The 867-nt window shown below is 54.7% G+C and carries 1 protein-coding gene; it reads left to right on the plus strand.

Going from position 1 to position 867, the window contains the following annotated elements; genetic code table 11:
- The first annotated feature begins 97 nt into the window (after window positions 1-97).
- Window positions 98-679, plus strand: a complete 582-nt coding sequence (locus IE158_RS13420; protein WP_189644206.1) for a hypothetical protein — start codon at window positions 98-100, stop codon at window positions 677-679.
- Window positions 680-867: the final 188 nt, after the last annotated feature.

Raw genomic sequence — 867 nt, forward strand, 5'->3', positions numbered from 1 at the left:
CTCTTTTTATGTCTATAGAATCTGGCGTCTCAGACAGTGTTACCGGAGTTTTGAGGGGTAGTCAGGGAAATTAGAGTCGGGGCAAGTCATTGTTTTCGTGCCCGAAGACCACAAAGTGCCGCGTGGCGACTATGAAGTCCGTGAAAGCCTCGCCAAAACCGAACTGGCCGAGGGCCGCGACCTGAACAGGGCCGACGCCTTTAACGAGTATTTCCGCCAGGTTTACGGGAATGTTTCCCGTGCCCCTGAAGTGAAGGTGCTCGACGGCAAAAAACCTTTTCAGGATGCCCACGCGGGTCTGTACTTCGGACAGGTGGCCGACGCCTACCGCATGATTGAAGGCGAGATGGTGCCCGTGATTGTGCGCGGCTACGACAGGGAAAAAGTGAATGAGCTGCTGGGTGTGATTCTGAACACTCGTGACAGAGAAACCAGAAAAGCGGCGTGGCGGGCCTTACAGGGCTATACCCTCAACATTTACGCTCACCAGGCCAAAAAGCTGCTCCAGCCCGATGAAACGCGGCCCCGGATTCTGGAGCCTGTGCCAGAGCTGGTGGAGCGGGCGCGGCGCTTGGGCGCTGAACCCCTGGCTATTTACCAGTGGCCCGAAACGGCGCGATACGACCTGAAGCTGGGCATCGTGCCGGAAGTGGAGGCCGACCTGATGACCTCGCTGTAGTGAGAGGGAAAAGTGAAAAGCCCGCACTGGGCAGACAGAAGCAAGCGAAGTAAGTGATTTGTTTTGGTTCTTGATTCATCCTTTGGTAAACCCAACTATCGTGCAACAAAATTAAGCCTTTATAAGTAGCTTCCGGGTGTAGATTGCATCATATTGCAATTCCCCAGTTGGCTCCACCAACTGCCCTT

The sequence above is a fragment of the Deinococcus piscis genome (assembly GCF_014653275.1).
GTDB lineage: Bacteria > Deinococcota > Deinococci > Deinococcales > Deinococcaceae > Deinococcus > Deinococcus piscis.